This is a genomic window from Listeria welshimeri serovar 6b str. SLCC5334 (assembly GCF_000060285.1).
Taxonomy (GTDB): domain Bacteria; phylum Bacillota; class Bacilli; order Lactobacillales; family Listeriaceae; genus Listeria; species Listeria welshimeri.
The window spans coordinates 2,604,817-2,631,029 of the sequence record NC_008555.1 but is presented as its reverse complement, the minus strand read 5'-3'; the positions used below and the strand labels follow the sequence as shown (position 1 = coordinate 2,631,029).

The following is a 26,213-nucleotide window of genomic DNA, read 5'->3' as shown; positions in this document are numbered from 1 at the left end:
TATACGCAAAAATAAAAATATACTTGAAAAATATCATATTTTCGCATAACCTTAATGTAGACATATCTTTTTACCTTCTAGACCGAAATCAAGGAGGTAGGCCAAGTGGTACAATTTGATGCTAGAAATATGACGCTACTCGAATCGCTAGTGGTGGCGAATGTATATCTTGCACCCGAGAAATTACAAGAAGAACTAGGCATTTCCAAACGAACACTACAATATGATGTAGAAAAAATTAATAAAGAACTAGACGATATAGGGCTTGATGGCATTCAATCAGTTCGCGGACAAGGGTACTATTTATTAGAAGAAGAAAAATCGACAATTAAAGATATTATTGAAAATAGGGAAGCAAGTCACAAAGTTTTTTCCGCTAGTGAACGCCGCATTCGTATTTTATTTTTTCTGCTTGTAACAGATGCTCGAGTCATTATTGATACGATTAATGAATGCAATGAAGTTAGTCGCAACACTAGTTTGCAAGATATCAAGCAATTAAAGTTAGCACTTAAACAATTTAACCTCGAGCTCGCCTATGATCGTAAAAATGGCAATATGGTTCTTGGAGATGAGCGTAGTATCCGCCAATTTTTCATTCATTATTGTATGAATAACGAAGAAATCGCAACGGCAGACCAGCTGCTCGATTTAATGAAAATAAATCCAATGATTAAAAAGAAAGAGCTGTTTCCGCATTTAGATACGATTTTTGAAATTTTAGTTGTAACGGAGAAAAAAATCGGCATTCGTTACACAGATGAAGTCATGGAACGAATTGGTATTATGATTTTCTTTTTTAAAGAACGAATGAAACGTGATTGTTATTTAAATGAACCGGAAGAACATGAAGTAGAGTCATTTGATATCGCGCAGGAAATTTATCAGCAATTGCAGCAGAACGAAGAGTTTAAGATTAATCATGCGGAAATTACTTATTTAGGCAAACTATTGCTTGGAGCAAGTCGTTTGAATGATGATGCGGCCGCTACTGGAAAATTAGAACTCATTGTGGAAAAGGTCATTGCTGAATTTGAACGTCTCGCATGTGTGAATTTTGAAGACCACAGCAGTTTAAAAAAAGATTTATTGCTGCATTTACAGCCAGCTTATTATCGACTTAAATTTCAAATTGAATGGATTAATCCGCTCAGAACAGATATCAAACAGAGCTATAGCGACGTTTACGAGATTACGAAAAAATCATTAGAACCGCTAGAAGATTTGCTAGGTGAAACCATCCCAGAAGATGAAATAGCGTATGTAACGATTCTATTTGGTGGCTATCTTTCTCGGAAAAATAATACTTTGGTCGAGCGAAAAAAACTATTGATTGTTTGCTCCAAAGGGGTCGGAACTTCGCGGATGATTGAACGCCAATTGTCACAGTTACTCGGTGAACGGGTAGAAATACTAGAACCAATTTCTATTCGTGAATTTGAAAAAGGGATTTATACACCGGACTTTATCGTTTCTACTTTGCCAATAATGGAACCGAAAGTACCTGTTTTTATTGTGAGTCCAATTTTAACGGAGGCGCAGAAACAACAACTGATGAAGACAATTGCACCACACATTTTGCAAAAAGATTCAGATGCGCGTATGTTGTCGTCCGTTCTCGATGTTGTGGACCAATATGCGAAAGTAGAAGACCGTGAAAAGCTGGCGGCTAAGTTAAAATCGGTATTATTCCAAGTGCAATCGGATAGTCAGTTAGAAAAATCGCCAACACTTGAGGAATTATTACCTAAAGAACGTATTACTTTTAAAGAAAGTGTGTCAGATTGGCGTGAAGCTATTCATGTTGCCTCGGAATCACTGCAGCAGGAAGGTTATATCTCAAGAAAATATCAGCATGCAATGATTGAAAATATTGAAAAACTGGGTCCTTACATCGTTATTGCACCAGGGATTGCACTTCCGCATGCTTCGGTGGATGACGGGGCATATCGTGTTGGAATGAGTTTACTTCGTTTAGATCAGCCAGTTTCATTTTCAAGTAAAGCAAAGGATCAAGTTAAATTAATCATTGTGCTCGCTTCCATTGACTCCTACACACATATCAATGCGCTGAGCCAACTCACTAATTTGATCATGAAACATCACTTGCTTGAGCAGATTGAACAAGCAGAATCGGCATCAGAAATTGCCGCAATGTTAACAATAAAATAAGCGATAAAGCCAGTGGGGCACTAAGTTGCCGCGCTGGCTTTTTTATATGCCTACTAACAACGAAATGTAACAGTCTATTCTTTGCACTTTCGAAAAGAAAGGAATTGGGCTTTTTTAAACAGAGCAGCTACAGCTATAATAAGAGTGTAAGTTATTGATAGCGCTATCAATTAGTTAGAAGGGATGAAGAGATATGTCTTTTTTGGATAAAGAGCTCGTGAATCTGCACGGATCAGCCGAAAACGCTGACGAGGCTATCGTGCAAGCAGGAGAATTATTAGTTAATGCAGGTTATGTGAGCGAGCAGTACGTAGAAAAAATGGTGGAATCTTATCATGAAAATGGTGCGTACTTTGTCATTGCACCTCAAATAGCAATTCCTCATGCAAGACCAACTGATGGAGTGGAAAACTCCGCAGTATCACTTGTCGTACTAAAAGAAGGCGTGAATTTCGGACACGCTGCAAATGATCCTGTGCGCCTAGTCTTTGGGCTCGCAGCAACTTCAAGCGAGGCACATTTACAAGTTATTCAAAAAATCGTTTCCTTGCTTAGTAACAACGAGAATATTGAAAAATTGATTCACTCAGAAGATTACCAAGCAATTGGAGAATTAGTGGAGGGATAATAATGAAAATTTTAGCGGTGTGTGGACTTGGGCAAGGAACTAGCTTAATTTTACGAATGAATGTGGAAACAGTTTTGCGCGATATGGGAGTAGACGCGGATGTAGAGCACATTGATGTCTCAGCAGCTCGCTCGATGAACGTGGATATTATCGTAACAAGTCAAGAATTAGCTGAAACACTTGGAACAGATACAAGTGCTAAAGTAGTAATTGTTAACAACTATTTTGACAATGCAGAAATTAAAAATGCATTATCTACAGCAATCAATAGTTAAATAAGACAAAAAAAGGTGGGAAAAAAATGGAGATTATTACGTGGATTGCCAATAACTTTTTTGGAACCCCAGCCATACTTTTAGGTTTTATCGTACTTCTAGGGTTACTTTTACAAAAGAAAAATTTAAGCCAAGTTATTAGCGGAACGTTCAAAGCAATTATTGGATTCTTAATTATTAACGCTGGTGCGGCTGTTATTACTGGTTCACTTGGTATTTTTGAACCAATGTGGAAAGAAGTGTTTGGTCTTGAAACGCCGCCACTTGCAGGGTTTTTAGGGCAAGAAGCCTTTAATGCAAAATTTGGTAGTGCGGTAACACTTGCGATGACACTCGGATTTTTAGTCAACGTATTATTAGCGAGATTTACACCATTTAAGTACATCTATTTAACTGGTCATATGATGTTCTGGACAACGACTATTTTTGCAGGAATTACTGTACAAGCAGTTGGCGGCGACATTCCATTCTGGGGACTTGTACTCTTCCTAGCAGTTATTATGGGGCTTTACTGGACGTTGCAACCAGCCATTACACAACCATTCTTACGTAAAATTACTGGTAATGATAATGTCGCATTAGGACATACTTCATCCAGTGTAGCGATTTTATCTGCTTTACTCGGAAAAGTATTCGGAAATAAGAAAAATGATGCAGAACATATTAATTTACCGAAAAAATTAGAGTTTTTACGTGATTCGAATGTTATTACAGCTCTTACAATGGGAATTCTCTTCATCGTCGGTGCAGTTATCCTAATGGTTAAAAAGACGCCAGGCGCAGAAAAATTAATCGCAGAAGCTGGGAACCAAAGCTTTATCGTTTATTCTATCGTTCAATCATTTACTTTTGCAGCAGGGATTGCGGTTGTACTTGTAGGTGTGCGGATGTTTATCGGTGAAATCGTACCAGCATTCAATGGTATTGCTACAAAACTTGTACCGGGTGCAAAACCAGCACTGGATGCACCAATTGTTTACCCATATGCGCCAAACTCCGTAATTATCGGTTTCCTTGGAGCATTTGTTGGAGCAATTATCTGGTTAGTAGTACTAGGAAACACAGTAGGTTATGTATTTGTTCCAACAATGATTGTTCTCTTCTTCCACGGGGCAGTTGCAGGTGTATTCGGTAACTCGACTGGTGGGGTCAGAGGAGCACTAATAGGCGGCTTCTTAACAGCTACCGTTGTTGCTTGGGGTCAATATATTATGGTTACATTCTTTATTAATACGACAGTTCCGGATACAGCAATGTGGGCGGCAGATTCAGATATGTTTATTCTTGGACCAATTGTTAGCATGTTAGCTAAGTTATTCTTTTAAGTAAAAATCAAAACCTCTTCCTAGTCTAGCATTCAAGAGGAAGAGGTTTTTTGAAAGGAAGTTTTAAAAAATGAGTTTTATTCGTACTTTTTATGGAGATATCGCCCCAGATAAATTAGGGTTTACTTATTCACACGAGCATATTGTCTGTGTGCCGGCTTACTGGCAAGAGCGAGATGCCGACGATTTACTTTTAGATAGCAAAGAAAAATCCCAACTAGATGTACAAGATTTCGCTGATTTAGGTGGGAAAACGATTGTTGATGCAACTGCAGTGGATTACGGTAGACGTGTTTTAGATGTAGCACAGATTTCCAAAGAAACTGGTATTCAAATCATTGGAACAGCCGGCTTTAACAAAAGTTTCTTATGGGACGGAAAAATTAAACCCGAATTAAAACCAATTATCGGTGATTTTGAAACTTATTATGAATGGATTGAAAATACTTCCACAGAAAAATTAACAGAATTTGTTGTGAATGAAGTAGAGAACGGGCTTGAAGGAACACCGTACAAGGCTGGTCAGGTGAAATTTGGAACTGGCTACAATATGATTACTCCTTTAGAAGAAAAAACGATACGCGCGGTTGCAAGAGCACATCACGAGACAAAAGCACCGATTCATTCTCATACAGAAGCAGGAACAATGGCTTTAGAGCAAATCGAGATTTTAAAACAAGAAAATATCCCATTAGAATATCTTTCTATTGGACACATGGACCGTAACCTAGATCCGTATTATCACAAACAAGTTGCTAAAACAGGTGCGTTTATGTCATTTGATGGCATTGCAAAAATCAAATACGCGCCAGAAAGTGCAAGGATTGCTGCAATACTTTATTTAGTTTCAGAAGGATTTGAAGATCAAATTCTAGTGAGTGGGGACACTGCACGAAAAACATATTATAAACATTACGGTCATGGACCAGGTCTTGAATATATCGCCAAAAAATGGGTGCCACGCTTTATTGACGAAGCAAACGAAAAAGGCTTTGACGGAGAAAAATTAGTTAAAAAATTCTTTGTGGATAATCCAGCAAGATGCTTTACATTTAAAAAATAGGAGGCGAAATCTGTGTTATATGCAGATGAAAATTCATTTGATATTGGCGCGAAAATCACGAAAACCAAACCAGTTATTTTGCCAATAGGAGCGGTTGAAGCGCATGGGCCACATTTGCCACTAGGAACAGACAATATTCTGGCGTCAGAATATTCAGCAAAAATAGCGGCGGAAACAGATGGTTTTGTGCTGCCAGTTTTACCATATGGTCAAGTTTGGAGCTTACAAGATTTTCCGGGAAGTTTAACTTTATCGAATGAAACGGTCACAAAAGTGGTTGTGGAAATCGGTGAAAGTCTTTATAAACAAGGATTTCGGCTATTTGTCCCAGTCAGTGGGCATCTTGGTAATATGGCTGCACTCAAAGATGCAGCACGAGAACTATATGCGAAATACCCAGATATGATTATTTTGCACATTTTCTACCCAAATATCCAAAAATTAGCGATGGATGTACGCGAAGGAAAAGCAAACCATCATACCTATATTCATGCTTGTGAAATCGAAACATCACTCATGCTCTATTTATCACCGGAAAATGCGGATATGAGTCGTGCGATTGATGACCCGCCAATTTTACCAATAGATGCAGATTTCACACCAACCCCATGGCAAAACTTCACCAAGACAGCAGTCCTCGGAGAAGCAACTTTAGCTACAGCAGAAAAAGGCGAATACTTGATTGAAAAAACCTTAAAAACATGTGTGGAGTTGATAAAACTTGAACAAGAAAAAATTCGAAAATCTACCAAAATGGAATAATTTTGCGCTATTTAATTTTTTAGCGAAAGATAAAGAAAATAGCAAAGAAGTAATGGAAGCATCGCGCGGTTTTGCAGTGCCGGGAATCGTTGCAACGAACTATGAATCGGCCGAAGAAGCAGCAAACGTCGTCAAAGAATTACAATCGACAGCAGAGATTGTTAGTGTTGGGCTTGGTGGCGGAGGAGACTGGCAAAACTGGCGGAATGTTCTTCATATTGCACGAATTGTGCCGAACAGCCATATTAACCAACCAATCGAAACTGCGGGATTAACAAACGGCTTACTACCGGAAACATATACTAATGCACTCGTTCGTCCAACCGGAAAAGTCGGAATCGTGAAATTATCTTCAGGAGATGAAATTACCGCAGAAGAAGCTGTTGATTACTGTTTATCCGCAAATATTCCCTCCATCAAATTTATGAGTATTGAAGGTACAAAATATTTAGATGAACTAGTATATTTAACAAAAATTGCAGCTGATAAAGGTATTTATGGTATTGAGCCAGCTGGCGGAATTGGCGCGGATAATATTCTTGAAATAACTACTGCAATTCAAACAACTGGCATTCCATTCTATATGCCGCATATCTTTGGGAAAACAATTGATAAAGAAACTGGTCGAACTAAACCAGAAGAAATAGCGAAAATTTTTGCAGCATTGGAGGAGAACTAAATGATTAATAACTATATTGATATTACGATTCGTTTATTAGAAAACATTCTCGACAATGAAGCTGATTATGTAAAAGAAGCAGGGGCAGAAGTTGCCAAGTCCATCGAAAACGACGGTGTAATCCATTTGTTTGGCTGTGGACATTCGCATATTTTAACAGAGGAAGTATTTTACCGAGCAGGCGGACTTGCGGCGATTCATCCGATTTTGCATGAACCACTAATGCTTCACGAAGGTGCTGCGGCGTCTTCTGTGCTCGAACGCAAAAATGAGTATGCAAAAACATTTATGGCTGAGGAAGATATTCGTCCGGGCGATGTAATGATTGTATTATCAACATCTGGTCGCAATCCTGTGCCAATCGATGTTGCTGAAATTGCCCGTGAAAAAGGTGCGTTTATTATCGTAATCACTTCACTACAATACTCAGCTAGCCAAAAATCACGCCATATTTCTGGAAAGCGTTTATCAGATACAGGAGACATCGTGATTGATAACGGTGCTGTTAAAGGAGATGCAGTACTAAAATCAGCAAACTTTGATATTGCATTTGCACCAACATCTACCGTAACTGGCGCGGTTATCTTGCAATCCATTTTTGCAGAAGCCATTGAAAAAATGGTAAATGACAATTTCACTCCACCAGTATTTATTAGCGGGAATGTCGAAAATGCCGACGAGCACAACCAAGCGCTTGTTGATAAATATAATGAACGAATTCCGTTACTTGGAATGAATTTATAAAATAAAAAAAGTCTAGCTGTCTAGACTTTTTTTATTTTATTTAGTGTATTTCTGAGGAATACGATATAATTGAACTATTATAAATTAAGAAGGAGTGTGGCCGATGGATTCGACATTTGCATTTGATAGCGAACAAGCAACGAAATTATTGATGAAGAACTATGATTTAGTGAAAACGAGTGGTGTTAGTTTTATTGATAAACGGATTCGGTTTCTAATTGCTCGACTTTTTGCAGGAAATGATGAAATCGTTAATTCAGAAAAATTCTATGTAATTAATAAAGAAATGAAGCAACAATTAGGTTTTTTTACAGCATTAAATAGTAATGTTCGTGCATCTCTTGTTGGGTTGTTGATGGCTTTTGATAATGCCAGTACGGAAAGTGTTCGACAAGTGATTTCCAATTATAATACGCTAGTGGAAGCTGGTTTTAAGCGCTCCGAGTACACTTATTTTGCAGCTTATTTGTTGCTAGAATCAGAAAATCCAACTATGACAGCTAAAAAAGCGAAAGTCATCCACCAACTTTTCAAAAAAGATCATCCATTTTTAACTAAAAGTGAAGATGTCGCGACAGCCGTTTTCTTAGCTAATCTCCCAGAAGAAAATACCGCGAAATTGGCTGATGTAACGGAATATTATTTCCAAGAATTTGCGGCTAAAGGTTTTCGGAAGAATGATAGTTTACAATTTTTAGCAACAACAGGCACGCTTTTGTACGGTGAAAAGGACAGTAAATTCATCAGAAGAGTAGATAATGTAGTAGAAGAATTGCGCCAAAAAGGAGTCAAAGTGAAACCATTACATTATTCGAGCATCGGAATTTTGGCATTTGTAATGGACGGGCGAAAAATTGACTCTGGTTTAGTAAATCTAATTGATGAACTCCAAAAGCAACCTGGATTACGATTTGGACGTGAATTCGTTACAGCTCTTGCGATAAGCCTATACACAGAAAAACAATCGGGCCAAATGAGTAAGGAACAATTAGAAGGATTAATGGTCAATGTGCATATTTTAATTGCTATGGAACAAGCGGCAGCAGTAAGTGCAGCAGCCGCGGCGAGTGCAGCAGCAGCTTCAAGTTAATAAAAACAACCCTTGTGAACTTTTCATGCTCACAAGGGTTGTTTTTTAAGGGCTCACATAATAGTCATTACTATTTTTAGGTGGATTAGAAGTACTTAAGACATAGTCTTTCAAAAATGAATTAGGCGCAGAATCCCATAAAGCCATTCCTGCAGATTTTGGAGGTGCAGTTCCGGCGAAGAAATACATGTTATTTAAGCCCATTGTATCTGCCATTTTTTCTTTATCTGATTGACTGTAGGTTTTGTAAGCATCACTTGTCATTAAATCCATTATTGCTTTATCATAGCCACTATTATAAAAAGTATCATAATCAAATTGATCAAAATTAAGCAGGTTTTTATCGGTTTTCCCGTGCTCTTTTGCCCAACTTTCTATATCGAGCTTTTGTGATTGATAAGTGAAGTTTTTATTTTTAGCGCTATAAGTTATATTACCGTATTTATGTGGATAAACAGAAAGCGCATTTGTTACGATATCAGTGATTTCTTTGCCATCCGTGCTTTTAGCTGTGCGGATGTTTTGAGTGTGGATATGTCCGCTAAGAGAAAATTCCATATTCCCAGCTGTAAGTGTATCAATTACTTGTTGATTATAGTTAATAGTAAAGCCTCGTTGAATCACATCACTATGATTAGTTAAATTATGATGCATTACTGGGATAAGTTTTGCACCATTTTTCTCCGCAAGTGTGCTACATTCTTTCACCCAATCGAGTGTTCCAGTCGTTAAACCACCCTCTGTTGTAGGTGTACCTTGTTGCATATTTGTTTTATAAATGGCTGTGTCGAGCATGAGCAACCAAACTTTGGAAGATGGAGCGGCTAAATAACTTAGCGAAAAATCATCACTTGAAATAGCGTCCTTGTAGCCAAAATCTCCGTAAATTTTACTAAAATCTGTTGGTGTAATAGTGTCAGTCGGTAATTGTTTATCTTTTTCAAATTTACGTGCCCAAGGATTATTAATATCATGATTACCAGGGACAACAAACACTTGTGTGCCTGCTTTTTCCACTTGAGCTAATTTTTTCGCTAGTTCTTCGTGGCTCGTTTTTTCTCCATTGTTAGTTAAATCACCGCTAATAATTAAAACATCGGTTTTCTTCGCTTCCACATCCTCTAAAAAAGCATCAGTTATTTCATCACTATAAGCTAGTTGTTTTCCATCGCCAGCTGCAACATATTGTTTAAAAGCTGCTCCATTATCAGTTAAAGACGGTGCAAAATAATGAACATCTGTTGTTTCAATTATGGATAAATCTTGATCTTTTTCAATGGGAGCGGTAATTTTTTCTGTCTTGTCGCTTGTTGAACTGCACCCAAATAAAGAAGAAGATATAAGGAGAAGTATGACAAATTTTAAAAATTGAATCACGTTTAATCACGCTTTCATGTTTGTATTTTCACAAATGAGTGGGAAATTTAGAACAAAACTCAAGAAGTAAGGAGCATTGTTCTAAACGGCTTAGATTTCTCTATCTAAAATACTTTTCGTCAAGCGGTACATATCATCACGATATACGCCAGCTGGTAATTTTTTGATTTCACGAAGAGCTTTATTCGTATATTTATTTGCAAGTTTGAATGCCTGTTCGACACCATTATATTTAGAAATAAGTGCTAAAACCTGTTCAGAAGCATCGTCAGTCATATCTAATTTTTGAGAAAGAAGTGGCTCAAATTCAGCCAAGTGTCCTTTCATTGCATAAATAAGTGGTAGTGAATAAATTCCTTGTTTCATATCATTTAAAACTGGTTTTCCTAACCCTGCATCTGTACTTGTATAATCAAGTACATCATCAATAATTTGAAAAGCCATGCCAAGATAATGACCAATATTATAACATTTTGCTACAGTCATACGTGATGCTTTACTACCAGTTGCTCCAGAATAACAACTAAGCGCAAACAGTTGGGCAGTTTTACCAGAAATACGTGTTAAATATTCACGGACGGTTACATTCATTTTATAACTTGTGCGCATTTGATCCAATTCACCCATTAAAATCTTTTCGATATTTTTACTGTTAAATTCGATATTTTCAACGGAAGAAGCATGCGCGGATAGTATTTTGAAACAAATACAGAATAAATAATCTCCTGTATAAACCGCATAATTACGTCCGTATTTAGAATGAATCGTTGGGATACCGCGGCGTAATGGGGAATCATCAACAACATCATCGTGGATTAAGGTCGCCATATGGAGCACTTCAAGAGCAGCTGCGATAGAAACCGCGCGTTCTTTATCAAACTCAGGGCCAGCTTGAGCAGAAAGAAGTGCAAAAGCAGGGCGCAGCAGTTTTCCACCAGCGTGAATCAAATCTTTCACGTTCTTTTCTACGTGTTTATCTCGAATTTGAATGTTTTTTTCAATTGTTTGTAAGACTTCTTGTAAATCTTTAGAAAGTGCAGGATAATCATCCCACATAGCATGAAGTTGCATATTGAACTCCTTTTTTTAAAGTTATTTTTGTGCTGCTTGACTTTGTTTAGCATCAGCGAACATCCGCAAAGTTTGGACATTTTTAAGCAAGTAGTTTGCCGCAATACCAACCGCGATTCCAGAAAGAATACCGATAAAAGATAGTACTGGCAAATAAAGCATAACCGACCAAGTACCAGCAATCCAACTGGCGATAACAAGTTGACCGACGTTATGTAAAATCCCACCGGTAACACTAACGCCAATAATGCTCACACGTTTCGGCCCAAGTTGTTGTACAAGCCACATCCCAAGAAAACTCAAGATAGCTCCCGCCGCACTATACATAAATGTGGAAATAGTTCCGCCAAGCAAAGTGGATAATACTAATCTAATACAGATTATCATAAATGTATCTTTTGCTGATAACGTATAAAGCGAAATACAAGTAATAATATTAGCAAGTCCAAGTTTCGCCCCAGGAGCAAATGCGAATGGAAACGGAATGGCTCTTTCAAGCAAACTAATGACAACAGCTTGTGCAGCCAGAAGCGCTATATATACTAATCGTCTATTTTTTGTCATAGAAACACTTTCCTATCTATTAGAGATAAGGTCAGGAAGAGATAATTGGATCATCTGCATCGCCTGAACTCCCGTCACTCGCTTTTACTTCAATTACTAATTTATGTGGAAGGCAAACGACTGTATCACCTTGTTTGTCAATTGCTCCAGTTCGAACACACACCTGATCGTTACAGTTAGCTTTACTGATTCGGATTTCTTCTCCAGAAACCTCAATCGTGTTCGTATGTCCGTCTGGTTGTTTCACATCAAAGCTTTCCGTTCCTTTATGTCCAGTAAGTGTCACAGTTTTATATTCTTTATTATCAACAGAAATAACCGCAACAAGCTCTTTTTTTCCGCTAGCCGGAGCAGGTTCATTCGCTTTTACATAGGAAAAAATAGCAATCGGCAAAAATGAAAGTAGACAAAGAGATAAAATAATAATAATATCCCAGCGCTTCACCATATAAAAGTACTTTCTCACCGCATTGCCTCCTTTCAAAATCTCATGTACAAATCCTATTTTAAAGGATAACGCCTAAATATAATAGGAAAAAGTTCATAAAAATAAACAAATAATAAAAACGGAAGCACCTCCTATGCCAAAACTGGCTTTTGGATGCACTCCCGATTTTTAATTTGAAAAATTTAACTAACTAAATTACTTGTCTCTGTAAACGGATTTTGGCTTACCGTACCACCAGTGACCAAGATGTTTTTGGAACCATGGAACAGCCCAGTAATCAAGACCAAATGTACGTCCAGCGCCATTTAGAAGTGCGATAGAAGCTGGTAACGCCCAGAATTTGTCCCAACCAAGCATAGCGCTTAGAGTGAACATTACTAGGAATCCAGCACTTCCGATACTTACAAGCCAAGTGAATAGACCAACAACCATAGCAAGACCAATTGCAAGTTCAACAAAAGGAACTACTTTTTGCATTACTAGTGCAACGTCAAGGTTTGGCATTAGAAGTTTCATGATCCATTCGAACCAACCAGGCATATGTCCAAGGATTGGAGGTGATACATTTGTTGCAGCAGCCCCAGCAGCATCTCCGGCAGCTTGACTAGCACCAGAAGTAGCAGCGTTTTGCAACCACTCAAATGGCATTTTGGAAGTTGTTGCTGTTAACCAAGAATCAGAACCTAGACCGTTAAATAAAGGTTTCAAGTTAGTAATACTTACTTTATCCCATGTAGTTTCACCGTAGATTTTAGATAGCGCTTCGTCAACCCAGAACCAACCTAGATATACACGTAAAGGAAGAACCCAAAGCACGTTACCATAGCGAGAAGTCCAGCCACGGAAGATATTACGGTGATCTTTAATGTGGAAGAATTCGTGCATAATGTATTGCCACATGTAATAACCACTACGAATACCAAAGAAGTAATAAAGGTTAACCATATGTTTCATTAAAATAGCGAACCAACCAGATAAATGCATGCCGCCTAAGTGAGCAACACCATATTTAGCCCCGATAGATACCATGACACCATGATATTTACCTTGGAAAGGTTCTTTTTCGCCAGTACCACTCATTTCAACAATAATGCTTTTCGCTGCAGTTAATGCAGTTTGTTCAGCACCTTCAACGATTTGCGGAGTTGGCTTGCCTTCTTCATCTTCAAAGTAAGCTAGGTCCCCAACAACATAAACGTCTTTAAGACCTTCTGCTTCCATATATTGGTTTACTTTCAAACGTCCTGCACGAGCAGATTCCATGCCGTAATCTTTTGTATCAGAGTTAGCACGAACACCGGCAGTCCAAATTAAAGTGCTTGTTGGAAGTTCTTCGCCAGATTTAAGTACGATGCTGTCAGGTTTAACCTCAACAATAGCCGCGTTTTTCATGATTTCAATACCTTTTTTAACCATGTAACGTTCTGCTTTGTCAGCATCTCTTCGTTCTAGCATGTTTAGGATTGTTGGAGCAGCTTCTACTACAACCAATTTAATTTCAGAAGGATCAATCTTGTTATCTTTAGCTAAGCGATTTTTCCATTCTAAAAGTTCCCCAACCATTTCAATACCAGTAAATCCAGATCCACAAACAACAAATGTTAACATTGCTTTACGTTTTTCAACGTTTTGTTCGCGAGATGCTTTTGTTACTGTTTCTTCAATATGTTTGCGCAACTTAACAGAATCTTCCCAAGACCATAGTGTAAAGCCGTTTTCGCCCACACCAGGAGTCCCGAAGTCATTAGGTTCGCCGCCCATACCAAGTACTAGGTAATCAAATGGGTAGCTACCATGTTCTGTTGTTACAACTTTTTTATCATGATCTACATGTGTCACGTTATCAGTTACAAGATTAACTTTCGTTCTATTAAACAAGCGACGTAAATCATATTGGATTGCAGTTGGTTCAACACGACCACCAGCAACCTCGTGAAGTTCAGTCATCATTGTGTGATACGAATGACGATCGATTAATGTAATGTTAACGTCTTTGTCTTTCTTGTATTTCTTAGCTAATTTCTTAGCCGCGTGTACACCTGCATAACCTGCCCCAATTAAAACGATATTCTTTTCAGGCATATGCTTCCTCAACTCCTTGTAAGTTTATTCACAAAAATAAAATGAGTCCAAAATTCCCCACAGTATTATTATAACCTATCATAGTTTAACAGAAACCTCCTAGTAATGTCTAGGTAGTAAAGAACAATTCTAATCTAAAATCAAAAAATAGGTCTTTGTACAAATATTATATAATTTAGCAGTCTAAAAGTCCTTGTTATATATAGGTTTTTAGGCATTTTTGTCTGCTATTTGGCTATAAAATGTCGCTTTGAGGCAATGATTATACATCAATAGTCATTATTTAGAAAATTAGATAAATTATGTCTTTAGAATTACAGTAGACAAAAGGGAGAGCGGGTGGTATCATTTGTATTGTAAAAGTGATATCGCTTTCGCAGACTATTCGCTTGTGTTCACGTTATCACAAACAAAGTTCTAATAAAACAAAAGGTGGGAGCAAATATGAAATTGAAAAAAGTAGCAATGGGTATTACCGTAGTAATGGCTTCAAGTTTATTACTAGTAGGTTGCGGTAGTAACGACGACAGCAGCAAAGATAAGAAGAGCACAGACACAAAACAAACAGAAACAAAGAAAACAGCTAAAACTGATGGTACTATGACTGATGGTACTTACAAATTAGAAGAAAAGAATTTCGACGACAAAGGCTGGAAAGGTTTCATGTCAATCGAAGTTAAAGATGGTAAAATCACAAAAGCTAACTACGATTACAAAAACAAAGACGGCAAATTAAAATCCGAAGATGCAGACTACGAAAAAATGATGAAAGATAAAGTAGGAACTGGTCCTCAAGAATACTTAAAACAATTAAGTGATTCTCTAGTTAAAAATCAATCTGCAGCATCTGTAGAAGTAGTTTCAGGAGCAACTCATTCTTCTGACGCTTTCATCAACTATGCTAACCAATTAATCCAAGCAGCTCAAAAAGCTGATACAACTACAATTTCCATCAACAACCTAGCTAAAATGGAAGATGGAACTTACAAATTAGAAGAACAAAACTACGCACACAATTACCGTGTAGTGTTCAGCATGGACGTTAAAGACGGCAAAATCACTAAATCTGATTACAACTATGTTGACAAAGACGGTAAACTTAAATCAGATGACGCTGACTATGAGAAAAACATGAAAGCTAAATCTGGTACTGGTCCAAAAGAATATATCCCAGCACTTAACAAATCTCTTGTTGAAAAACAAGATGTTGCTGAAGTAGACACAGTTTCTGGTGCTACTAACTCTTCTAACCAATTCAAAATCTACGCAGCTCAACTTCAAAATGCTGCACAAAATGGCGACACTGACACAATCAAAGTGTACAACCTAGTAGAAGCTGAATAATTAACACGATGAAATGTACAAAACGGCTGGCCCTATTTTGGGGCTAGCCGATTTTTTTATCAAAAAAGAGCGTAATTAGGCTCTTTTTACTGTAGATTTATTCCTTTATTTAAGCTATAGTTATTCAAGTAAAGATCACGAATTGGAAAGGTGTAAAAGCGAATGAAAAAATGGAAAACGTTACTTTCAGTTATTGTATTGGCGCTTGTTTTGTCAGCGTGTGGTAACTCAAATGAAGAAACAAAAAAAGAACCAACTGATTCAAGCAAATTAATTGATCAACCCTATTCGAAAACAGACTTTTTAATGGGAACAGTTGTCACTTTGAAAATTTATGATAAAGGTAAAGAGGATGTCCTTGATAAAGGATTCGACCGGATCAAAGAACTAGCTGCGAAAATCACTACAAGTGACTCCGAAAAAACATCGGAAGTAGATAAAATTAATGAACAGGCTGGAAAAAAACCAGTAAAAGTTTCAAAAGATGTGTACTATTTAATTCAAGAAGGACTTAAATACTCGGAAAACTCTGGTGGTAGCTTTGATATCACGATTGGTCCACTCACTTCTTTATGGCATATTGGTTTTTCTGACGCTCGTAAGCCTTCACAAGCAGAAATTGATGCTCTTTTACCACTAGTTAATTATAAAGACGTAAAAATGAATGATAAAGATCAAACAGTATATTTAGAAAAAGAAGGCATGGAGCTTGATTTAGGAGCTATCGCTAAAGGCTTTATTACTGACGAAACCTTAAAAGTGTTTAAAGATAATAAAGTTACTACTTCCATTATTGACTTAGGCGGTAACATCTACGTTCAAGGGGATAATCCGAATGGAAATAAATGGAATGTCGGAATACAAGATCCGTTTTCTCCGCGCGGAAGTGTTATTGGAAAACTTCCTGAATCTAATATGTCTATTGTAACTTCAGGGATTTATGAACGTTACCTAGAAGTTGATGGAAAAACATACCACCATATTTTAGATCCAAAAACAGGGTATCCGTTTGATAATGATATCGCAGGCGTTTCTATAGTATCTAAAAAATCGATTGATGGCGACGGACTTTCAACAGCTACTTTCTCTAAAGGAATTGAGGGCGGTATGGATTATATCGAACAATTCAAGGGTGTCGATGCTATCTTTATTAGTAAAGAGAAAAAAGTCTACGAAACTTCTGGGCTAAAAGGTCAATTTGAGTTAACGGACAAAGATTTCAAAATGGATACTTTGAAAAAATAAACTATTATAATAGAAGAAAGTGAGCAGATTTCTTATAGAGGTCTGCTCATAAAAAGATAGAGAGGGGCTAAAAAGGGATTATGTCGATTCCATCATTCCTAAAGTTGGTCGAGATTCAAACGAAGATAGCTAGTGTATTTCCGTTTATGTTGGGAACGTTATTCGTTGTTTATCAATATGACATGTTTAAGCCTCTAAATACATTGATATTTTTTGGATCAATGTTAATTTTTGATTTAACAACAACAGCGATAAATAATTACATGGATTATCGGAAAGCGACGGATAATCACGACTATGATTACCGAACCACAAGTAATGTTATTGGACAAGAACAAATTCGCGAGCGAACGGTTATTATAACCATTTTTCTAATGTTCTTTATCGCAACTGGCTTAGGCGTTTGGCTCGTTTTTCGAACAGATTTACTCGTGCTTTTGATTGGGTTTGTATGTTTTTGTATTGGTATTTTGTACACATTTGGTCCAGTGCCACTTTCTCGTATGCCACTTGGAGAAATATTTTCTGGGGTTACAATGGGTTTCGGTATTTTCTTTTTAGCTGTATACGTAAATGCTTACGATGCTGGAATTGCGAACTTGCTTTGGCAAGGGGAAATGGTCACGATTCAGTTCAACCTAATAGAAATCATTCGGATAGGTGTGGTATCCTTACCATGTATTTTCACGATAGCGAATATAATGTTAGCAAATAATTTATGTGATTTAGATGAAGATATTAGAAATCATCGATACACACTTCCTTATTATATAGGTAGAAAAATGGGTGTCTTATTATTTAATGGTTTGTATTATGCTTCATTTTTGGCGATAATCATATCAGTAATAGTGAATTTCTTGCATCCTGTCATGTTATTATCGTTGCTGGCGATTTATCCAGTTTATCGTAATTTAGTTAAATTTAATAAAGAACAAGTAAAGTCGAAAACATTTGTTATTGGAATTCGTAATTTTGTATTGATTAACGCAACGCTCACAATCCTAATGGCGGTGAGTGTCATTATTCAACAAATGGTATGAGTTAAAGGGGGCTTCTTTGAATGATAGAAAAGCTAATATTAGGCCGTTTTGTTCCAGGGGAGTCCCTGATTCATGGTCTTGATGCGCGGACCAAATTACTGGCGGGATTCTACTATATTGGTATTTTGTTTTTAGCGAACAACTGGTGGACCTATGCTTTAATGGTAGTTTTCACTTTAATGGTTATCCAAATGACCGGAATTAAATTAAAAGTATTCATAAAAGGTGTGAAGCCTCTAATCTGGCTGATTTTATTTACTGTAGTCATGCAGATTTTATTTGCAAGTGGCGGAACAATTTATTTTGATTGGGGTCCATTTACGATTTCTTCTTTTGGACTTTTGAATGGTGTATTTGTATTTTTGCGATTTGTATTAATAATAATGATGTCGACAGTTATTACACTCACAACTACCCCAATGAATTTAACAGATGCGATTGCTTATATTCTTCGCCCTTTTGCAGTACTAAAGGTTCCTGTGAATGATATTGCGCTCATGATTTCAGTTGCGCTGCGATTTATTCCAACGCTTATGGGTGAAACGGACAAAATCATGAAAGCTCAGCGCGCCCGTGGAGTGGATTTTGGCGAAGGGAATTTATTTGAACAAATGAAAGTAGTAGTTCCAATATTTATTCCTTTGTTTGTCAGCTCCTTTAATCGTGCGGAAGAATTGGCGGATGCGATGGAGGCGAGAGGTTATCAAGGTGGCGAAGGCCGGACTCGTTTTCGAATATTGCACTGGCATCTAGGTGATTTGGTTGCGGCAGGTGTTATGATACTTTTAACAGCGGGTCTTGTACTTCTGAGGACCACTTAAAAAACATTCGACTTTTACGGATGTTTTTTTCTTTTAATAAACAATTAGGGAATGGCGCTATGAGGCGTTTTATTACTCGAATTAAATCAAGAATCTTCTATATAATACTCCTTATGAAAATAACTTAAAACTTTTTTCAAAAAGCGGTTGATTACTACCACTAACCCGTGTATAATAGATAAAGTGCAAATGGACAGGCATTGGTCTGCCCTTTTGACAACGAGCACCCCGGTATTGCCGGGAATGCCCATGTGATGAAGTGAAAGGTTGCTGACACACCCGGCCGCTTTGCCATGGCGGATGTTCAGGTAATTTTCACGGAGAATGTCTATTTTAAAAATAGGCGAAAAGGAGGGAAAGTAATGGCAAAACAAAAAATTCGTATTCGTTTAAAAGCGTATGATCACCGTATTTTGGATCAATCAGCAGAAAAGATTGTAGAAACAGCGAAACGCTCAGGTGCTTCCGTATCTGGTCCGATTCCACTTCCAACAGAGAAGTCAATCTACACAGTCTTGCGTGCGGTCCACAAATATAAAGATTCTCGTGAGCAATTCGAGATGCGTACACACAAACGTTTAATCGACATCGTTAATCCAACACCACAAACAGTTGATAGCTTGATGCGTTTAGACTTGCCAAGCGGTGTGGACATCGAAATCAAACTATAATAATAATAAATTAAATTAACAGGAGGTGTGACTCATGACCAAAGGAATCTTAGGTAGAAAAGTAGGGATGACACAAGTTTTCACTGAAAACGGCGAACTTATTCCAGTAACAGTAATCGAAGCAGCACAAAACGTGGTACTTCAAAAGAAAACTGTTGAAACTGACGGCTATGAAGCTGTACAAATCGGTTTCGAAGATAAGAGAGCAAAATTGTCAAACAAACCCGAACAAGGTCATGTAGCAAAAGCCGATACTACTCCTAAGCGCTTCATTCGCGAATTCCGCGATGTAAACTTAGACGAGTATGAGATTGGTGCAGAAGTAAAAGTAGACGTATTCGCAGAAGGTGACATCATCGACGCGACAGGCGTATCGAAAGGTAAAGGATTCCAAGGTGTTATTAAACGCCACGGACAATCACGCGGCCCTATGGCCCACGGTTCCCGTTACCATCGTCGCCCAGGTTCAATGGGTCCAGTAGCACCTAACCGTGTTTTCAAAAATAAACTACTTCCAGGTCGTATGGGTGGAGAACAAATCACTATCCAAAACCTAGAAATCGTTAAAGTAGACGTTGAAAAGAACGTTCTTTTAGTAAAAGGTAACGTTCCAGGCGCTAAAAAAGCATTAGTTCAAATCAAAACTGCTACTAAAGCAAAATAATCATTTGGAAAGGAGGACTAACGAATGCCAAAATTAAGCTTACTTAAACAAGATGGAACAAACGCTGGCGAAATTACTTTAAACGACACTGTTTTCGGTATCGAACCAAATGAAAAAGTTGTTGTTGATGTGATTTTGAGCCAACGTGCATCCCTACGTCAAGGGACTCACAAAGTAAAAAATCGTTCAGAAGTACGTGGTGGCGGACGTAAACCATGGCGTCAAAAAGGTACAGGTCGTGCCCGTCAAGGTTCAATCCGTTCCCCACAATGGCGCGGCGGTGGTGTCGTATTCGGCCCAACACCTCGTTCATATGCTTACAAATTACCTAAGAAAGTTCGTCGTTTAGCGATTAAATCGATTCTTTCTTCTAAAGTAAATGAAGAAAAATTAGTTGTACTTGAAGGTTTAACTTTCGATGCACCTAAAACAAAAGAATTTGCGACTTTTCTTAAAAATATCTCTGTAGATACTAAGGCACTAATCGTAGTTGCTGGTGAAAGTGAAAATGTAGAATTATCTGCACGCAACTTACAAGGCATTACAGTTATTCCAGCTGAAAGTATCTCAGTACTAGAAGTTGCTAAACATGATAAGTTAATTATCACTAAAGCAGCTGTCGAAAAAGTAGAGGAGGTGCTCGCATAATGGATGCACGCGACATCATTAAGCGCCCAGTTGTAACTGAAGAATCTACAAGCATTCTCGACGATAAGAAATATACATTTGAAGTAGATACTCGCGCAACAAAAACGCAAGTAAAATACGCAATTGAAGAAATTTTCGACGTAAAAGTTGCTAAAGTAAACGTAATGAATTACAAAGGCAAACTTAAACGTATGGGCCGTTATGCAGGTTACACTAACAAACGTCGTAAAGCGATTGTTACTGTTACAGCTGACAGCAAAGAAATTCAATTCTTTGAAGTATAATTCAATTAACTTTAAATAATTCTAACGAGGAGGGGAAACAATGGCGATCAAAAAGTATAAACCTACCACTAACGGGCGCCGGCATATGACGAGTTCTGATTTTGCTGAGATTACTACAAGTACTCCAGAAAAATCTTTACTACGTCCTCTTAAAAAGAAAGCCGGACGCAATAACCAAGGTAAGTTAACTGTTCGTCATCACGGCGGTGGCCATAAACGCCAATACCGCGTGATTGATTTCAAACGTAACAAAGATGGTATTCCTGGACGCGTTGCAACGATCGAGTACGATCCAAACCGTTCTGCTAATATCGCTCTAATCAACTATGCTGATGGAGAAAAACGCTACATCATCGCAGCAAAAGGCCTTGAAGTAGGTCAAACAATTTATTCAGGAGCAGAAGCCGACATCAAAATCGGTAATGCACTAGAATTAAAAGATATTCCAGTGGGTACTGTTGTCCACAATATCGAAATGAAACCTGGTAAAGGTGGACAATTAGTACGTTCAGCTGGAACAAGTGCTCAAGTGCTTGGTAAAGAAGGCAAATACGTATTAATCCGCTTAAACTCTGGTGAAGTTCGTATGATCCTTGCTACTTGCCGCGCTACAATTGGTCAAGTTGGTAACGAACAACACGAACTAATCAACATTGGTAAAGCAGGTCGTTCACGTTGGATGGGTAAACGCCCAACTGTTCGTGGGTCTGTAATGAACCCGAACGATCACCCACACGGTGGTGGTGAAGGTAAAGCTCCAATCGGTCGTAAATCGCCAATGTCTCCATGGGGTAAACCAACTCTTGGATACAAAACACGTAAGAAAAACAACAACTCCGATAAATTTATCGTACGTCGTCGTAAGAAAAAATAATCGGATTAATAGATTGAATAAAATTGGTAGCAGGATAGCGAGGACATGTGTTCTCAGCTTCCTGACTATGCGAAGGGAGGTTCCGTCATGGGTCGTAGTTTGAAAAAAGGACCTTTTGTTGATGACCACTTGATGAAGAAAGTGGAAGCAGCAGCAGAAAGCGAAAAGAAACAAGTAATTAAAACTTGGTCTCGTCGCTCCACGATTTTCCCAACTTTTGTTGGACAAACAATCGCAGTATATGATGGACGTAAACACGTTCCTGTTTATGTTCAAGAAGATATGGTAGGACACAAACTGGGCGAATTCGCACCAACTCGTACGTACCGCGGTCATGCGGGCGACGATAAAAAAACTAAACGCTAATTTGAGAGGAGGATATCCTAATGGCAAGTGAAGTTACAAGCGCAAAAGCCGTTGCCAAAACGGTTCGTATTGCTCCTCGCAAAGCTAGAATCGTCATTGATTTAATTCGAGGCAAGCAAGTTGGCGAAGCAATTGCAATCTTGAAGTATACTCCAAGATCAGCTTCCCCAATTATTGAAAAAGTATTAAAATCCGCTATTGCTAACGCAGAGCATAACTATGATTTAGACATTAACAACCTTGTAGTAGAGGAAGCATTTGTTGACGAAGGTCCAACACTTAAACGTTTCCGTCCACGTGCACAAGGTCGTGCAAGTGCAATCAACAAACGTACTAGCCACATTACAGTTGTGGTATCTGAAGTGAAGGAGGGATAATTCGTGGGTCAAAAAGTACATCCAATAGGTATGCGTATCGGTGTCATCCGTGATTGGGACTCCAAATGGTACGCGGAAAAAGATTATGCGGACTTCTTACATGAAGATTTACGCATCCGTGATTATGTTGCAAAACGTCTATCTGACGCTTCTGTTTCTCGTGTAGAAATCGAACGTGCAGCTAACCGTGTGAATATCACTATTCATACTGCTAAACCTGGTATGGTTATCGGTAAGGGTGGTTCTGAAGTTGAAGCATTACGCAAAAACTTAAACGAACTTACTCAAAAACGTGTTCATATCAACATCGTAGAAATCAAACGTGCTGACCTAGACGCAAAATTGGTTGCTGAAAATATCGCTCGTCAATTGGAAGGTCGTGTATCTTTCCGTCGTGCGCAAAAACAAGCTATCCAACGTACTATGCGTGCTGGAGCAAAAGGTATCAAAACTCAAGTATCTGGTCGTCTTGGCGGAGCGGATATCGCTCGTGCTGAACACTATAGCGAAGGAACAGTACCTCTTCATACATTGCGTGCCGATATCGACTACGCATGGGAAGAAGCTGACACAACTTATGGTAAACTAGGCGTTAAAGTCTGGATCTACCGTGGTGAAGTCCTTCCTACGAAGAAAAACAATGTGGAAGGAGGAAAATAATAATGTTAGTTCCTAAACGTGTAAAATACCGTCGTGAATTCCGCGGAAACATGCGTGGACGCGCGAAAGGCGGAACTGAAGTTGCATTTGGTGAATATGGTCTTCAAGCAGTTGAAGCTTCTTGGATTACAAACCGTCAAATCGAAGCAGCTCGTATCGCAATGACTCGTTACATGAAACGTGGCGGTAAAGTTTGGATTAAAATTTTCCCTCATAAATCTTACACTTCTAAACCAATCGGGGTTCGGATGGGTAAAGGTAAAGGTGCTCCGGAAGGTTGGGTAAGCCCAGTCAAACGCGGCAAAATTATGTTTGAAATCGCAGGTGTTCCTGAAGATGTAGCGCGTGAAGCATTACGTCTAGCAGCACATAAACTGCCGGTCAAAACTAAGATCGTTAAACGTGAAGAAATTGGTGGTGAAGCAAATGAAAGCTAATGATATCCGTGATTTATCCACTACCGAAATCCAAGATCAAGAAAAAGCTTTGAAAGAAGAGCTCTTCAACCTGCGCTTTCAATTAGCTACTGGTCAATTAGAAAACACCGCACGTATTCGTGAGGTTCGTAAAGCAATTGCCCGTATGAAAACAATCGTTCGAGAAAGAGAACTTGCTTAAAAAAGAATCGTAAGGAGGTTTTAATACATGGCTGACCGTAACCAACGTAAAGTTTATACTGGTCGTGTTGTATCCGATAAAATGGATAAAACAATTACCGTGGTTGTTGAAACGTACAAGAAACATGGTTTGTACGGTAAACGCGTGAAGTATTCTAAAAAATTCAAAGCGCATGATGAAAATAACATTGCAAAAACTGGCGATGTAGTTCGTATTTCCGAAACTCGTCCATTGTCTGCAACTAAACATTTCCGTTTATTAGAAGTTGTAGAAGAAGCAGTAATTATCTAAATCAAAAGTTAAAAATAGATTGTGAAGAGTTGCTAAGTGCAATTTTTCCTACCCGTTATTCTGGAAGGAGGGTGTCCTAATGATTCAACAAGAAAGTCGTATGAAAGTGGCTGATAACTCTGGCGCACGTGAAGTTTTAACTATTAAAGTGCTAGGTGGATCAGGACGCAAAACTGCTAACATTGGTGATGTTGTCGTGTGTACCGTTAAACAAGCAACACCAGGCGGCGTTGTCAAAAAAGGTGAAGTTGTTAAAGCAGTAATCGTTCGTACTAAGAGTGGAGCACGTCGTCAAGACGGTTCTTACATCAAGTTTGATGAAAATGCATGTGTCATTATCCGTGACGATAAAAGTCCTCGTGGAACACGTATTTTTGGACCTGTTGCTCGCGAACTTCGTGAAAACAACTTTATGAAGATCGTTTCTTTAGCTCCAGAAGTTCTTTAAAAATTAAGTTCCAAGAAATCAAGGAGGTGCTATACCAATGCATGTCAAAAAAGGTGATAAAGTAAAAGTTATTACTGGTAAAGATAAAGGCAAATCCGGCAAAGTGCTCGCAGCATTTCCGAAAAAGGACCGCGTACTTATCGAAGGAATCAATATGGTTAAAAAACATACAAAACCTTCCAACATCAACCCGCAAGGCGGAATCTTGAATGTTGAAGCACCAATCCATGTTTCAAACGTAATGCTAATTGACCCTAAAACTGGCGAACCTACTCGTGTAGGCTACGAAGTTAAAGGTGATAAAAAAGTACGCGTAGCAAAAAAATCCGGTGAAGTAATAGATAAATAATAGTCGTAGGAAGGAGGGAATATTACATGAATCGCCTTAAAGATCAATATCTTAAGGAAATTGTTCCTGCTTTAATGAGCAAATTCAATTATGACTCCGTAATGGAGGTTCCAAAAATAGATAAAATCGTAATCAACACTGGTGTTGGTGACGCTACAGCAAATGCGAAAGTTTTAGACAGTGCAGTTGAGGAGTTAGCTCTTATCACTGGTCAAAAACCTGTAATCACAAAAGCAAAAAATTCTATCGCTGGTTTCCGTCTTCGTGAAGGAATGCCAATCGGTGCTAAAGTAACTTTGCGTGGTGAACGCATGTATGATTTCTTAGATAAATTAGTTACTGTTTCACTTCCACGTGTACGTGATTTCCGTGGCGTATCGAAAAAAGCTTTCGATGGTCGTGGTAACTATACGTTGGGTGTTAGAGAGCAACTTATTTTCCCTGAAATTGATTACGATCAAGTATCAAAAGTACGCGGTATGGACGTAGTAATCGTTACAACTGCCAAAAGTGATGAAGAATCTCATGAGTTACTTACTCAACTAGGGATGCCATTTCAAAAGTAATCAAAATTAATTTTAGTAGGGAGGCGTAAACGTGGCTAAGAAATCAATGATCGCGAAGCAAAAACGCACACCAAAATACGCTGTTCAAGCATATACTCGTTGTGAACGTTGTGGTCGTCCACATTCCGTTATTCGCAAATTTAAATTATGCCGTATTTGTTTCCGTGAACTTGCCTATAAAGGTCAAATTCCCGGCGTGAAAAAAGCAAGCTGGTAAGAAAGAGTTTAAGGAAGGAGGGTATTATACATGGTGATGACAGATCCAATTGCAGATTTTCTAACTCGCATTCGTAATGCGAACATGGTTAAACATGATAAATTAGAACTGCCTGCATCCAAAATCAAAAAAGAAATTGCTGAAATATTGAAGCGTGAAGGTTTTATCCGTGACGTTGAGTATATTGAAGATGACAATGCTGGAACAATCCGTGTTTTCTTAAAATATGGTGCGACTGGCGAACGTGTAATCACTGGTTTGAAACGTATCAGTAAACCAGGTTTACGTGTATATGCAAAATCAACTGAGGTGCCTAAAGTACTTAACGGTCTAGGTATCGCAATCGTGTCTACTTCCCAAGGTGTTTTAACCGACAAAGAAGCCCGTGCTAAACAAGTCGGCGGAGAAGTACTAGCATACGTTTGGTAAGAAAAAGTAAACCATAAGGAG

The 26,213-nt window shown here is 38.3% G+C and carries 34 protein-coding genes; 29 read left to right on the top strand and 5 right to left on the bottom strand.

The features are described 5' to 3' along the window. The first annotated feature begins 105 nt into the window (after positions 1-105). The 9 genes from LWE_RS13330 (at position 106) to LWE_RS13290 (ending at position 8,738) form a co-directional block, all read left to right on the top strand. Positions 106-2,172, top strand: a complete 2,067-nt coding sequence (locus LWE_RS13330; protein WP_011703303.1) for a BglG family transcription antiterminator — start codon at positions 106-108, stop codon at positions 2,170-2,172. Positions 2,173-2,365: 193 nt separating this feature from the next. Next, on the top strand, positions 2,366-2,800 hold the full coding sequence (locus tag LWE_RS13325) for a PTS sugar transporter subunit IIA (protein ID WP_011703302.1): 435 nt from the start codon (positions 2,366-2,368) through the stop codon (positions 2,798-2,800). Between the two features lie 2 nt (positions 2,801-2,802). Further along, positions 2,803-3,075 (top strand): PTS sugar transporter subunit IIB, encoded by a 273-nt coding sequence (locus tag LWE_RS13320; protein ID WP_011703301.1) that lies wholly within the window; start codon positions 2,803-2,805, stop codon positions 3,073-3,075. 26 nt (positions 3,076-3,101) lie between these two features. Beyond that, positions 3,102-4,400, top strand: coding sequence for a PTS ascorbate transporter subunit IIC (locus LWE_RS13315; protein ID WP_011703300.1), 1,299 nt, complete (start codon positions 3,102-3,104; stop codon positions 4,398-4,400). Between the two features lie 70 nt (positions 4,401-4,470). Then, positions 4,471-5,463 (top strand): phosphotriesterase family protein, encoded by a 993-nt coding sequence (locus LWE_RS13310; protein ID WP_011703299.1) that lies wholly within the window; start codon positions 4,471-4,473, stop codon positions 5,461-5,463. Between the two features lie 12 nt (positions 5,464-5,475). Then, complete coding sequence (locus tag LWE_RS13305; RefSeq protein ID WP_011703298.1) at positions 5,476-6,225, top strand: creatininase family protein; 750 nt, start codon at positions 5,476-5,478, stop codon at positions 6,223-6,225. Then, complete coding sequence (locus LWE_RS13300; protein WP_011703297.1) at positions 6,185-6,904, top strand: KDGP aldolase; 720 nt, start codon at positions 6,185-6,187, stop codon at positions 6,902-6,904. The genes LWE_RS13305 and LWE_RS13300 overlap by 41 nt, the downstream gene beginning before the upstream one ends. Continuing rightward, positions 6,905-7,648 carry an SIS domain-containing protein gene (locus LWE_RS13295; protein ID WP_011703296.1) on the top strand — a complete coding sequence of 248 codons (744 nt, stop codon included), beginning with the start codon at positions 6,905-6,907 and terminating at the stop codon, positions 7,646-7,648. It abuts the gene before it with no gap. A 103-nt stretch (positions 7,649-7,751) separates the two neighbouring features. Continuing rightward, complete coding sequence (locus LWE_RS13290; protein WP_011703295.1) at positions 7,752-8,738, top strand: DUF4003 family protein; 987 nt, start codon at positions 7,752-7,754, stop codon at positions 8,736-8,738. Positions 8,739-8,783: 45 nt separating this feature from the next. Here the strand turns inward: LWE_RS13290 and LWE_RS13285 are convergent, their stop codons facing one another. The 5 genes from LWE_RS13285 to LWE_RS13265 form a co-directional block, all read right to left on the bottom strand. Then, a complete protein-coding gene (locus LWE_RS13285) occupies positions 8,784-10,115 on the bottom strand; it encodes a metallophosphoesterase (protein ID WP_011703294.1) in 1,332 nt (443 codons plus the stop codon). A 90-nt stretch (positions 10,116-10,205) separates the two neighbouring features. Continuing rightward, positions 10,206-11,186, bottom strand: a complete 981-nt coding sequence (locus LWE_RS13280) for a polyprenyl synthetase family protein (RefSeq protein ID WP_011703293.1) — start codon at positions 11,184-11,186, stop codon at positions 10,206-10,208. Between the two features lie 21 nt (positions 11,187-11,207). Next, a complete protein-coding gene (gene eetB / locus LWE_RS13275; RefSeq protein ID WP_003723627.1) occupies positions 11,208-11,750 on the bottom strand; it encodes a flavinylation system FAD exporter subunit EetB in 543 nt (180 codons plus the stop codon). A 31-nt stretch (positions 11,751-11,781) separates the two neighbouring features. After that, a complete protein-coding gene (eetA, locus tag LWE_RS13270; RefSeq protein WP_011703292.1) occupies positions 11,782-12,216 on the bottom strand; it encodes a flavin-based extracellular electron transfer system protein EetA in 435 nt (144 codons plus the stop codon). A gap of 177 nt (positions 12,217-12,393) precedes the next feature. Continuing rightward, complete coding sequence (locus LWE_RS13265) at positions 12,394-14,280, bottom strand: FAD-dependent oxidoreductase (protein WP_011703291.1); 1,887 nt, start codon at positions 14,278-14,280, stop codon at positions 12,394-12,396. Positions 14,281-14,724: 444 nt separating this feature from the next. Between LWE_RS13265 and pplA the strand changes: the two genes are divergently transcribed. The 20 genes from pplA to rpsH all read left to right on the top strand — a co-directional run bounded on the left by pplA (position 14,725) and on the right by rpsH (position 26,192). Then, the gene (pplA, locus tag LWE_RS13260) at positions 14,725-15,624 is read left to right on the top strand and encodes an extracellular electron transfer flavoprotein PplA (RefSeq protein WP_011703290.1); all 900 of its coding nucleotides are present in this window, start codon (positions 14,725-14,727) and stop codon (positions 15,622-15,624) included. Positions 15,625-15,786: 162 nt separating this feature from the next. Beyond that, a complete protein-coding gene (locus LWE_RS13255) occupies positions 15,787-16,869 on the top strand; it encodes an FAD:protein FMN transferase (protein ID WP_011703289.1) in 1,083 nt (360 codons plus the stop codon). 80 nt (positions 16,870-16,949) lie between these two features. Then, complete coding sequence (menA, locus tag LWE_RS13250; RefSeq protein ID WP_011703288.1) at positions 16,950-17,909, top strand: 1,4-dihydroxy-2-naphthoate polyprenyltransferase; 960 nt, start codon at positions 16,950-16,952, stop codon at positions 17,907-17,909. Between the two features lie 20 nt (positions 17,910-17,929). After that, on the top strand, positions 17,930-18,730 hold the full coding sequence (gene fmnA / locus LWE_RS13245; RefSeq protein WP_011703287.1) for an FAD export ECF transporter transmembrane subunit FmnA: 801 nt from the start codon (positions 17,930-17,932) through the stop codon (positions 18,728-18,730). A gap of 362 nt (positions 18,731-19,092) precedes the next feature. After that, the gene (gene rpsJ / locus LWE_RS13240) at positions 19,093-19,401 is read left to right on the top strand and encodes a 30S ribosomal protein S10 (protein ID WP_003720954.1); all 309 of its coding nucleotides are present in this window, start codon (positions 19,093-19,095) and stop codon (positions 19,399-19,401) included. A 34-nt stretch (positions 19,402-19,435) separates the two neighbouring features. Next, a complete protein-coding gene (gene rplC, locus LWE_RS13235; RefSeq protein ID WP_003772936.1) occupies positions 19,436-20,065 on the top strand; it encodes a 50S ribosomal protein L3 in 630 nt (209 codons plus the stop codon). A gap of 24 nt (positions 20,066-20,089) precedes the next feature. Further along, positions 20,090-20,713 (top strand): 50S ribosomal protein L4, encoded by a 624-nt coding sequence (rplD, locus tag LWE_RS13230; RefSeq protein WP_011703286.1) that lies wholly within the window; start codon positions 20,090-20,092, stop codon positions 20,711-20,713. Next, positions 20,713-20,997 carry a 50S ribosomal protein L23 gene (gene rplW / locus LWE_RS13225; RefSeq protein WP_003728540.1) on the top strand — a complete coding sequence of 95 codons (285 nt, stop codon included), beginning with the start codon at positions 20,713-20,715 and terminating at the stop codon, positions 20,995-20,997. The genes rplD and rplW overlap by 1 nt, the downstream gene beginning before the upstream one ends. Positions 20,998-21,037: 40 nt before the next feature. Beyond that, complete coding sequence (rplB, locus tag LWE_RS13220) at positions 21,038-21,871, top strand: 50S ribosomal protein L2 (protein WP_011703285.1); 834 nt, start codon at positions 21,038-21,040, stop codon at positions 21,869-21,871. Between the two features lie 87 nt (positions 21,872-21,958). Then, positions 21,959-22,237, top strand: coding sequence for a 30S ribosomal protein S19 (rpsS, locus tag LWE_RS13215; RefSeq protein ID WP_003720946.1), 279 nt, complete (start codon positions 21,959-21,961; stop codon positions 22,235-22,237). Positions 22,238-22,257: 20 nt separating this feature from the next. Continuing rightward, positions 22,258-22,614 (top strand): 50S ribosomal protein L22, encoded by a 357-nt coding sequence (gene rplV / locus LWE_RS13210; RefSeq protein WP_003727697.1) that lies wholly within the window; start codon positions 22,258-22,260, stop codon positions 22,612-22,614. A gap of 3 nt (positions 22,615-22,617) precedes the next feature. Beyond that, positions 22,618-23,274 (top strand): 30S ribosomal protein S3, encoded by a 657-nt coding sequence (gene rpsC, locus LWE_RS13205; RefSeq protein ID WP_003720944.1) that lies wholly within the window; start codon positions 22,618-22,620, stop codon positions 23,272-23,274. 2 nt (positions 23,275-23,276) lie between these two features. Further along, complete coding sequence (gene rplP / locus LWE_RS13200) at positions 23,277-23,711, top strand: 50S ribosomal protein L16 (protein ID WP_003720943.1); 435 nt, start codon at positions 23,277-23,279, stop codon at positions 23,709-23,711. Continuing rightward, a complete protein-coding gene (gene rpmC / locus LWE_RS13195) occupies positions 23,701-23,892 on the top strand; it encodes a 50S ribosomal protein L29 (RefSeq protein ID WP_003720942.1) in 192 nt (63 codons plus the stop codon). Before rplP ends, rpmC begins: the two co-directional genes overlap by 11 nt. A gap of 27 nt (positions 23,893-23,919) precedes the next feature. Beyond that, positions 23,920-24,183 (top strand): 30S ribosomal protein S17, encoded by a 264-nt coding sequence (gene rpsQ / locus LWE_RS13190; RefSeq protein WP_003720941.1) that lies wholly within the window; start codon positions 23,920-23,922, stop codon positions 24,181-24,183. A gap of 79 nt (positions 24,184-24,262) precedes the next feature. Next, entirely contained in the window at positions 24,263-24,631 is a 369-nt protein-coding gene (gene rplN / locus LWE_RS13185; protein WP_003723686.1) for a 50S ribosomal protein L14, read from the top strand. A gap of 37 nt (positions 24,632-24,668) precedes the next feature. Next, positions 24,669-24,980: a 50S ribosomal protein L24 gene (rplX, locus tag LWE_RS13180; protein WP_003720939.1), complete on the top strand. Its 312-nt coding sequence runs from the start codon at positions 24,669-24,671 to the stop codon at positions 24,978-24,980. 26 nt (positions 24,981-25,006) lie between these two features. Further along, a complete protein-coding gene (gene rplE / locus LWE_RS13175) occupies positions 25,007-25,546 on the top strand; it encodes a 50S ribosomal protein L5 (RefSeq protein WP_003720938.1) in 540 nt (179 codons plus the stop codon). 31 nt (positions 25,547-25,577) lie between these two features. Further along, a complete protein-coding gene (locus LWE_RS13170; RefSeq protein ID WP_003723684.1) occupies positions 25,578-25,763 on the top strand; it encodes a type Z 30S ribosomal protein S14 in 186 nt (61 codons plus the stop codon). 30 nt (positions 25,764-25,793) lie between these two features. Next, entirely contained in the window at positions 25,794-26,192 is a 399-nt protein-coding gene (gene rpsH, locus LWE_RS13165) for a 30S ribosomal protein S8 (RefSeq protein WP_003720937.1), read from the top strand. Positions 26,193-26,213: the final 21 nt, after the last annotated feature.

What these genes read in the sequence shown, in the direction of transcription:
- LWE_RS13325 (WP_011703302.1), top strand. Translation starts at nt 2,366, where the DNA reads ATGTCTTTTTTGGATAAAGAGCTCGTGAATCTGCACGGATCAGCCGAA.
- LWE_RS13280 (WP_011703293.1), bottom strand. Translation starts at nt 11,186, where the DNA reads ATGCAACTTCATGCTATGTGGGATGATTATCCTGCACTTTCTAAAGAT.
- rpsS (WP_003720946.1), top strand. Translation starts at nt 21,959, where the DNA reads ATGGGTCGTAGTTTGAAAAAAGGACCTTTTGTTGATGACCACTTGATG.
- fmnA (WP_011703287.1), top strand. Translation starts at nt 17,930, where the DNA reads ATGATAGAAAAGCTAATATTAGGCCGTTTTGTTCCAGGGGAGTCCCTG.
- LWE_RS13290 (WP_011703295.1), top strand. Translation starts at nt 7,752, where the DNA reads ATGGATTCGACATTTGCATTTGATAGCGAACAAGCAACGAAATTATTG.
- rplX (WP_003720939.1), top strand. Translation starts at nt 24,669, where the DNA reads ATGCATGTCAAAAAAGGTGATAAAGTAAAAGTTATTACTGGTAAAGAT.
- rpsH (WP_003720937.1), top strand. Translation starts at nt 25,794, where the DNA reads ATGGTGATGACAGATCCAATTGCAGATTTTCTAACTCGCATTCGTAAT.
- LWE_RS13255 (WP_011703289.1), top strand. Translation starts at nt 15,787, where the DNA reads ATGAAAAAATGGAAAACGTTACTTTCAGTTATTGTATTGGCGCTTGTT.
- pplA (WP_011703290.1), top strand. Translation starts at nt 14,725, where the DNA reads ATGAAATTGAAAAAAGTAGCAATGGGTATTACCGTAGTAATGGCTTCA.
- rplW (WP_003728540.1), top strand. Translation starts at nt 20,713, where the DNA reads ATGGATGCACGCGACATCATTAAGCGCCCAGTTGTAACTGAAGAATCT.
- eetB (WP_003723627.1), bottom strand. Translation starts at nt 11,750, where the DNA reads ATGACAAAAAATAGACGATTAGTATATATAGCGCTTCTGGCTGCACAA.
- LWE_RS13310 (WP_011703299.1), top strand. Translation starts at nt 4,471, where the DNA reads ATGAGTTTTATTCGTACTTTTTATGGAGATATCGCCCCAGATAAATTA.
- LWE_RS13320 (WP_011703301.1), top strand. Translation starts at nt 2,803, where the DNA reads ATGAAAATTTTAGCGGTGTGTGGACTTGGGCAAGGAACTAGCTTAATT.
- rpsJ (WP_003720954.1), top strand. Translation starts at nt 19,093, where the DNA reads ATGGCAAAACAAAAAATTCGTATTCGTTTAAAAGCGTATGATCACCGT.
- rpmC (WP_003720942.1), top strand. Translation starts at nt 23,701, where the DNA reads ATGAAAGCTAATGATATCCGTGATTTATCCACTACCGAAATCCAAGAT.
- rpsQ (WP_003720941.1), top strand. Translation starts at nt 23,920, where the DNA reads ATGGCTGACCGTAACCAACGTAAAGTTTATACTGGTCGTGTTGTATCC.
- LWE_RS13295 (WP_011703296.1), top strand. Translation starts at nt 6,905, where the DNA reads ATGATTAATAACTATATTGATATTACGATTCGTTTATTAGAAAACATT.
- rplB (WP_011703285.1), top strand. Translation starts at nt 21,038, where the DNA reads ATGGCGATCAAAAAGTATAAACCTACCACTAACGGGCGCCGGCATATG.
- rplP (WP_003720943.1), top strand. Translation starts at nt 23,277, where the DNA reads ATGTTAGTTCCTAAACGTGTAAAATACCGTCGTGAATTCCGCGGAAAC.
- rplV (WP_003727697.1), top strand. Translation starts at nt 22,258, where the DNA reads ATGGCAAGTGAAGTTACAAGCGCAAAAGCCGTTGCCAAAACGGTTCGT.
- LWE_RS13315 (WP_011703300.1), top strand. Translation starts at nt 3,102, where the DNA reads ATGGAGATTATTACGTGGATTGCCAATAACTTTTTTGGAACCCCAGCC.
- rplC (WP_003772936.1), top strand. Translation starts at nt 19,436, where the DNA reads ATGACCAAAGGAATCTTAGGTAGAAAAGTAGGGATGACACAAGTTTTC.
- rplD (WP_011703286.1), top strand. Translation starts at nt 20,090, where the DNA reads ATGCCAAAATTAAGCTTACTTAAACAAGATGGAACAAACGCTGGCGAA.
- rplN (WP_003723686.1), top strand. Translation starts at nt 24,263, where the DNA reads ATGATTCAACAAGAAAGTCGTATGAAAGTGGCTGATAACTCTGGCGCA.
- LWE_RS13265 (WP_011703291.1), bottom strand. Translation starts at nt 14,280, where the DNA reads ATGCCTGAAAAGAATATCGTTTTAATTGGGGCAGGTTATGCAGGTGTA.
- menA (WP_011703288.1), top strand. Translation starts at nt 16,950, where the DNA reads ATGTCGATTCCATCATTCCTAAAGTTGGTCGAGATTCAAACGAAGATA.
- rplE (WP_003720938.1), top strand. Translation starts at nt 25,007, where the DNA reads ATGAATCGCCTTAAAGATCAATATCTTAAGGAAATTGTTCCTGCTTTA.